Source organism: Candidatus Symbiopectobacterium sp., from assembly GCF_020054415.1.
Classification (GTDB): Bacteria; Pseudomonadota; Gammaproteobacteria; order Enterobacterales; family Enterobacteriaceae; genus Symbiopectobacterium.
The window spans coordinates 24226-31957 of record NZ_JAHWCO010000334.1 but is presented as its reverse complement, the minus strand read 5'-3'; the positions used below and the strand labels follow the sequence as shown (position 1 = coordinate 31957).

Annotated in this window: 2 protein-coding genes and 2 pseudogenes; 3 read left to right on the top strand and 1 reads right to left on the bottom strand. The window is 55.3% G+C overall.

From position 1 onward, the window contains the following. Both QZ506_RS09885 and ilvC read left to right on the top strand, forming a co-directional pair. Positions 1 to 80 (top strand): annotated as a pseudogene (locus QZ506_RS09885) (lipoprotein); the annotation flags it as partial. Positions 81 to 334: 254 nt separating this feature from the next. Next, a pseudogene (gene ilvC, locus QZ506_RS09880) lies at positions 335 to 1813 on the top strand (ketol-acid reductoisomerase). A 78-nt stretch (positions 1814 to 1891) separates the two neighbouring features. On the opposite strand, the gene putP reads toward ilvC, so the two are convergent. Beyond that, entirely contained in the window at positions 1892 to 3376 is a 1485-nt protein-coding gene (putP, locus tag QZ506_RS09875) for a sodium/proline symporter PutP (RefSeq protein WP_291970797.1), read from the bottom strand. A gap of 357 nt (positions 3377 to 3733) precedes the next feature. On the opposite strand from putP, the gene putA reads away from it, so the two are divergent. Beyond that, positions 3734 to 7699: a trifunctional transcriptional regulator/proline dehydrogenase/L-glutamate gamma-semialdehyde dehydrogenase gene (putA, locus tag QZ506_RS09870; protein ID WP_291970795.1), complete on the top strand. Its 3966-nt coding sequence runs from the start codon at positions 3734 to 3736 to the stop codon at positions 7697 to 7699. Positions 7700 to 7732: the final 33 nt, after the last annotated feature.

Sequence of the window (7732 nt, the reverse complement as noted above, 5' to 3'; positions counted from 1 at the left end):
TGGGTGAAGCCATGGCCATGGTCAAAGCGCTTAACCGGATCACGCTATTAGGAATGCCGAACAGTATTCGCATCACGTAACAATCGACCCGTATGGGGCGCAGTCGTTACAAGTTCTGATTTATTCAACAAAGCCGTTCTATTTATTCAACAAAGCCCATTTTAATCCAAAACAGGCGTGTCATAACAGCATTATTCCCTATTATTCAACAAAGCCCTTGTTAATATATCAATTTAAGCAATACTTTTCCTGTCATATCATGAGGGCATTCAGGCTTCCCTGACAGGAAACCTCTTCTGAACACTCGCAATTAACAGATTGAACGGAGTTGTTCATGGCTAACTATTTCAACACGTTGAAACTGCGTCAGCAGTTGGCGCAATTGGGTGTATGTCGTTTCATGGGACGTGAAGAATTCGCAGACGAAGCGAAATAGCTGAAAGGCAAAAAAGTGGTGATCGTCGGTTGCGGCGCGCAAGGGCTGAACTAGGGTTTGAATATGCGTGATTCCGGGCTGGATATTGCCTATGCGCTGCGTGCAGAAGCTATCGCGGAAAGACGTGCGTCATGGCGTAAAGCGACTGAAAACGGTTTTAACGTAGGCACCTATGAAGCGCTGATCCCGCAGGCGGATCTGGTGGTGAACCTGACGCCAGACAAGCAGCACTCCGCTGTGGTTCAGGCTGTTCAACCTCTGATGAAGCAGGGCGCATCTCTGGGTTACTCTCACGGTTTCAACATCGTTGAAGTGGGTGAGCAGATCAGTAAAGACATCACGGTGGTGATGGTGGCGCCGAAATGTCCGGGCACCGAAGTACGTGAAGAGTACAAACGCGGCTTTGGCGTTCCGACGCTGATCGCGGTTCACCCGGAAAACGACCCGAAAGGTGAAGGCATGGCGATCGCCAAGGCCTGGGCTGCCGCTACCGGTGGTCACCGTGCGTGCGTACTGCAATCTTCTTTCGTTGCCGAAGTGAAATCTGACCTGATGGGCGAGCAGACCATCCTGTGCGGTATGTTGCAGGCCGGTTCTTTGCTGAGTTTTGATAAACTGGTTGCTGAAGGTACCGATCCGGCCTATGCGGAAAAACTGATTCAGTTCGGCTGGGAAACCATTACCGAAGCGCTGAAGCAAGGCGGCATCACGCTGATGATGGATCGTCTGTCTAATCCGGCAAAACTGCGTGCTTACGCGCTGTCTGAGCAGTTGAAAACCATCATGGCTCCGCTGTTCCAGAAACACATGGACGATATCATCTCCGGTGCGTTCTCCAGCGGTATGATGGAAGACTGGGCCAACGACGACATTAAACTGCTGACCTGGCGTGAAGAAACAGGTAAATCCGCGTTTGAAAATGCGCCACAGTTCGACGGTAAAATCGCGGAGCAAGAGTATTTTGACCACGGCGTATTGGTGATCGCGATGGTTAAATCCGGTGTGGAACTGGCATTCGAAACCATGGTAAGCGCGGGCATCATCGAAGAATCAGCGTACTACGAATCGCTGCACGAACTGCCGCTGATTGCGAACACCATTGCACGTAAGCGTCTGTATGAAATGAACGTGGTTATCTCTGATACCGCAGAATACGGTAACTACCTATTCGCGAATGCCGCCGTGCCGTTGCTGAAACAGGCATTCATGGCTTCACTGCAAGCGGGTGACATCGGCAAGTCGGTGGCGGCTACCAGCGTAGATAATGCACAACTGCGCGACGTTAATGACGCAATCCGTAACCACCCGATCGAAGCGGTGGGTCAGAAACTGCGTGGCTACATGAAAGACATGAAACGTATTGCGGTTGCAGGCTAAGAATAAACGCATTACTTCGGCAATGAAAAAAGGCGCAACCGTGGCTGCGCCTTTTTTATGCGTGAAACACATTGTTCCTTAACGGCTTTTGAACTGGGCTTCTGCTTTTTGGAAGCGATCGGTGACGGCTTTGGAGGGCGCACGACCCATCAGGCTAACGATAAAGATCGCCATGCTGGCAAAGAGAAAGCCGGGGATGATTTCATACAGATTAAACCAGGCATTCTGTTTCCAGATAATCACTGTGGCAGCACCGATCAGCATACCGACCAGCGCACCGTTACGCGTCATGCGCGGCCACAGCAGGGAAATCAGGACCACCGGGCCAAACGCGGCACCAAAACCGGCCCAGGCGTAGCTAACCAGCCCCAATACGCGGTTTTCCGGGTTGGCGGCCAACACGATTGAAATGATAGCAATCAGTAACACCATAATGCGACCGACCCAGACCAGCTCGCGCTGCGTAGCGCCGGGACGGAAGAAGGGGCGGTACAAGTCTTCGGTAATGGCGCTGGAACAGACTAGCAGCTGACAGCTCAGGGTGCTCATTACAGCCGCCAGAATAGCGGAAAGTAACACACCGGCGATCCACGGGTTAAACAGCAACATGGAAAGCTCAATAAATACCCGCTCGGCATTGTTGGTGACGTTGCCCGCTTGTTCCGGATGATTGCTAAAGTAGGCGATACCGAAGAAGCCCACGCTCACTGCACCCGCGAGACACAAGATCATCCAGGTCATGCTGATGCGGCGTGCGCTGCGAATGGTGTGGTGAGAATCTGCTGCCATAAAGCGCGCCAGAATGTGCGGCTGTCCAAAATAGCCCAGACCCCAGCCCATCAGAGAGATGATGGCGACGACATCCAATCTCCTGAACATATCCAGATTAGCCGGGTTTTTCGCTGCGATAACCAACAGAGACGTATCGATGCCATCCAGCGCCAGAATCGCCATCACCGGTGTCAGGATCAGGGCGAAAATCATCAGCGTGGCCTGTATCGTATCCGTCCAACTTACCGCCAGATAACCACCGATAAAGGTATAGGCGATGGTAGCGGCCGCACCGGCCCACAATGAGGTGGCGTAGCTCATGCCAAAGGTGCTTTCGAACAAGCGGGCACCGGCAACGATGCCAGAAGCGCAGAAAATGGTAAAAAAAACCAGAATAATCAAGGCCGCAATGACTCTCAGGATTTTTCTGGTGTCTTCGAAACGGTGGGTGAAATAGTCCGGCAAGGTCAACGCGTTGTGGTTCACCTCGGTGTGAACGCGCAGGCGGCCTGCAACCCAGCGCCAGTTAAGGTAAGCACCGATAGTCAGCCCGATAGCAATCCAGCTTTCAGAAATGCCGGAAATAAATATTGCGCCCGGCAACCCCATCAGCAGCCAGCCACTCATGTCAGAAGCCCCTGCGGAAAGTGCCGTGACCACGCTGCCCATCCGTCGTCCGCCCAAGATATAGTCGCCAAGGGTGGTGGTTGAGCGATAGGCGACCACGCCAATCAAGATCATTCCGAAGATATACACCAGAAAGGTCACCAGCATGGGTGTACTCATTGTCATTAGAATCTCCAAGTTAAAGCGCCCTGTCTATACCCATCATGCTAGGGCATAAAGGCAAATCATGATTGTTGGTATAACCTGACGGGAACGACGTCAGGTAAAGCGCAGTCTGCACGATAGCGCATCCCTCGTGTAGCCTATTTTTTCTTATAATGCAAAGCGTTAACGATTTGTTATATTTCCTCGTCACGCCAATATTATACACTTGTTAACTGCACTGCATCTCATGGCAACTCGCGAAAACTAGGTTGCATAATCCGATAACGACGGCTAAACTCCGAAGGCATACCTTCAACAAATCAACGTTATCCGATCCCTCACTATCGATGATTATCTTGGCTTCACTGGAGTGAAATGATGGGATTCCCCACTATAGCGGTAAAGCTTGACGATGCGACCCGCAATCGTATCGAACGTACAGCGCAGCTCCTTGATCGCACATCGCATTGGTTGATTGAGCACGCCATTTTTTGCTATCTCGACGCCGTCGAGCGCGATGGTAAGGCTCCTGACATCACACCAGAGCAAGGTAAAACATTTCAACGTGCGCCGGAGATTATACCGAAATCTCGTCAGGAAGGAAGCTATCAGCCGTTTTTAGCTTTCACGCAAACGCTGTTACCCCGTTCACCGCAGCGTGATGCTATCACGGCGGCGTACCGCCGTTCCGAGGGCGAAATGGTGCCGTTACTGCTCGAGCGGGTAGAACCGATGGCATCAATGGCACCGGCGGTGCAGGCGCTGGCCTATCGACTGGCGCAGACGCTGCGGCGTGAACAGAAGACCCATGGGCGAGCGGGACGGGTGCAAAGTTTGTTACAGGCCTTTTCCTTGTCATCGTCAGAAGGGATTGCTTTGATGTGCTTGGCAGAAGCGTTGCTGCGCATTCCCGATGCCTCAACGCGCGATGCGCTGATTCGTGACAAGATCAGCAGCGGTGACTGGCATTCCCATTTGGGGAAAGGGCAATCGCTGTTCGTCAATGCGGCAACTTGGGGACTACTGCTGACCGGGAAGCTGGTTGCGACGCACAGTGAAACGCGTCTGGCACACACCCTGAAGCAACTGATTAACAAGGTGGGCGAGCCGGTCATTCGATTGGGGATGGATCGCGTGATGCGCCTGATGGGGGAGCAGTTTGTTACTGGCGAAACCATCGATGAGGCGCTGTCCAACGCGGAACACCTGGAACAGCAGGGATTTCGCTATTCCTATGACATGCTGGGCGAAGCGGCCCTCACCGAGCAGGATGCGGAGGCTTACCTCAACGCTTATCAGCAGGCGATTCATGCGATTGGCAGGGCATCTCAGGGGCGTGGGGTGTATGAAGGGCCGGGTATCTCCATCAAGCTGTCGGCGCTGCATCCTCGTTATAGTCGTGCGCAGTACGATCGTGTCATGGAGATGCTCTATCCCCGTTTGTTGGCGTTGACGTTGCAGGCGATGCAGTACGATATCGGCATTAATATTGATGCGGAAGAAGCCGAACGGCTAGAGATCTCCCTCGATCTGTTGGAGCGGTTGTGTCATGAGCCTGCGTTGGAGGGATGGAAAGGGATCGGTTTTGTGGTGCAGGCCTACCAGAAACGCTGCCCGTTTGTGATTGATTTCCTTATCGATCTGGCACAGCGTACCCGGCGACGCCTGATGGTGCGATTGGTGAAAGGTGCCTACTGGGACAGCGAAATCAAACGCACGCAAGTAGAGGGTCTGGAGGACTACCCCGTCTATACCCGTAAAGTCTATACCGATGTCTCCTATCTGGCCTGCGCTCGCCAACTGCTGGCGGAACCGGATGCCATTTACCCGCAGTTCGCTACTCACAATGCTCATACCCTGAGCGCGGTGTATACGCTGGCCGGTGACAGTTATTACCCTGGGCAATATGAATTTCAATGCCTGCATGGTATGGGGGAGGCGCTTTATTCGCAGGTCGTCGGTCCCGAAGAACAGGGCAAGCTGGCGCGCCCCTGTCGGATCTATGCCCCCGTCGGCACCCATGAAACCCTGCTTGCCTATTTGGTGCGGCGTCTATTGGAAAATGGTGCCAACACCTCGTTTGTTAGTCGTATTGCGGATGCGGAGGTCCCACTGGAGCAACTGATTGCCAGCCCGATAGCTGAAGTGCAGGCGCTGGCATACAAAGAGAGGGCTCCCGGCTGCCGGCATCCGCGAATTCCTCTACCTGCTCAGATCTACGGCGCAGAGCGTTGCAATGCGCAAGGCGTAGATCTGACCGATGAGCGCCGTCTGGAAATGCTCGCAGCGGCCTTAAGTGCTGATGCCGCGCAGGTACGGCATGCGGCACCGATTATGGTCGATGCATCATCACCGCTGGCGGCTCGGCCAGTGATCAATCCTGCCCAACAGCACGATATCGTGGGATATGTGCGTGATGCCAGCGAGGAGGATGTGCGCATTGCGTTGGGCTGTGCGGTGCAGGCAGCAGAGCGGTTCTCTACGGTGTCGTTCCCGCAGCGGGTTGCCAGCCTGCAACGCGCTGCCAGCTTGCTGGAAGCCGCGTATCCGCAGTTCATCGGGTTATTGGTGCGCGAGGCGGGGAAAACCGCGCCAAATGCCATTGCTGAAATACGCGAAGCGGTGGACTTCTTGCGCTATTATGCACAGCAGTCTGCTGCGGTGTCATCGGAACAAGTTTGCCCGCTGGGCGTGGTGGTTTGCATCAGTCCGTGGAACTTCCCGTTGGCCATTTTTACTGGGCAGATTGCTGCCGCACTGGCTGCGGGGAATGCGGTACTGGCAAAACCGGCGGAGCAAACACCACTGGTTGCCGCGTTGGCGGTGCAACTGCTGCATCAGGCTGGCATTGCGCATGATGTGTTGCAACTGCTGCCCGGCGCTGGGGAACGCGTCGGTGCGGCGCTGGTGCGCGATGCGCGCGTCAATGGCGTGCTGTTTACCGGATCGACCGCGGTTGCCAAGGGCTTGCAGCGCACGTTGGCAGAACGGTTGGATGCGCATGGGCAACCTGCGGTGCTGATCGCTGAAACCGGTGGGATGAATGCCATGATTGTCGATTCGTCCGCGCTGACGGAGCAAGTGGTCAGCGATGTCATGGCCTCCGCCTTTGACAGCACAGGGCAGCGTTGTTCAGCACTGCGTCTGCTCTGTCTTCAGGAGGACATTGCAGAAGCGACACTGAACATGCTGCGTGGCGCCATGGCGCAGTTCCGCGTGGGCAATCCCGACAGTCTGGCAACGGACTACGGCCCGGTGATCGACGATGAAGCCCGCGAACGGATCGAGCAGCATATTCACCTGATGCAAGCGGAAGGGCATTCGGTGTTTCAGGCGGCTTTCGGCGCACAGGCGTGCCTGGCATCATGGCGACAGGGCACCTTTGTCTTTCCGACGCTGATTGAACTGGACCAGGTAGCAAGCTTGCAACAAGAGATCTTTGGTCCGGTGCTGCACGTGGTGCGCTATGCGCGCGAGGGGCTGGATACGTTGATTGAGGAGATCAACGCCCTGGGGTATGGGCTCACTTTGGGCGTCCATTCACGGATTGATGAAACCATTTCGCGTATCACGCAGCGGGCGCATGTGGGTAACCAATACGTCAATCGCAATATGGTGGGGGCTGTGGTCGGCGTTCAGCCATTCGGAGGCGAAGGGTTGTCTGGTACAGGGCCGAAAGCGGGCGGGCCGCTCTATTTGCCACGCTTGCAGAGAACACCGCCTGGCCAACCCAGCGCAGCGAGCAACGCATTGGGCATCAATGCCACATTGGCGACGACGCCGGAACGCGCGGAGTTTGCGCTACTGGTTGACTGGGCGCAACAACAGGGACGGCTGGCGGTGTTCGAGGCGGCGCAGAGCTACCGTGCCTGGGGCGCTGTCAGCGGTGTGATACGCACGCTGCCGGGGCCCACTGGCGAACGCAATACCTATATGCTGACACCGCGCGATAACGTGTTGTGCTTGGCGCAGGAAAGTGACGATATGCTGCGCCAGTTGGCGGCGCTGCTGGCCGTGGGCAGTAACGCATTATGGCCTGACAGTGCAGCGTTACGTGAACTTGCCGGCAGCTTGCCGCCGGAAGTGCAGCGCCGCATCCGTTTTACGCCGGAATGGCAACAGGAAAGTGGACATATTGGCGCGGTTATCTGTCACGGCGAGAGCGACATGTTGCGTGAGGTTAATCAGCAGATTGCGCAATGGACGGGGGCGATTATTCCTCTGCTCGGCTGTGAACCCGGCAGTGACACGATCCCACTGGAGCGGTTATGGCATGAACGTGTGCTCAGCGTGAATACGGCGGCAGCGGGGGGAAATGCCAGCCTGCTGATGATGACGGAGTAATAACTCCGTACGCGCCGCGCATACTGCGCGGCG

What these genes read in the sequence shown, in the direction of transcription:
- putP (WP_291970797.1), bottom strand. Translation starts at nt 3,376, where the DNA reads ATGACAATGAGTACACCCATGCTGGTGACCTTTCTGGTGTATATCTTC.
- putA (WP_291970795.1), top strand. Translation starts at nt 3,734, where the DNA reads ATGGGATTCCCCACTATAGCGGTAAAGCTTGACGATGCGACCCGCAAT.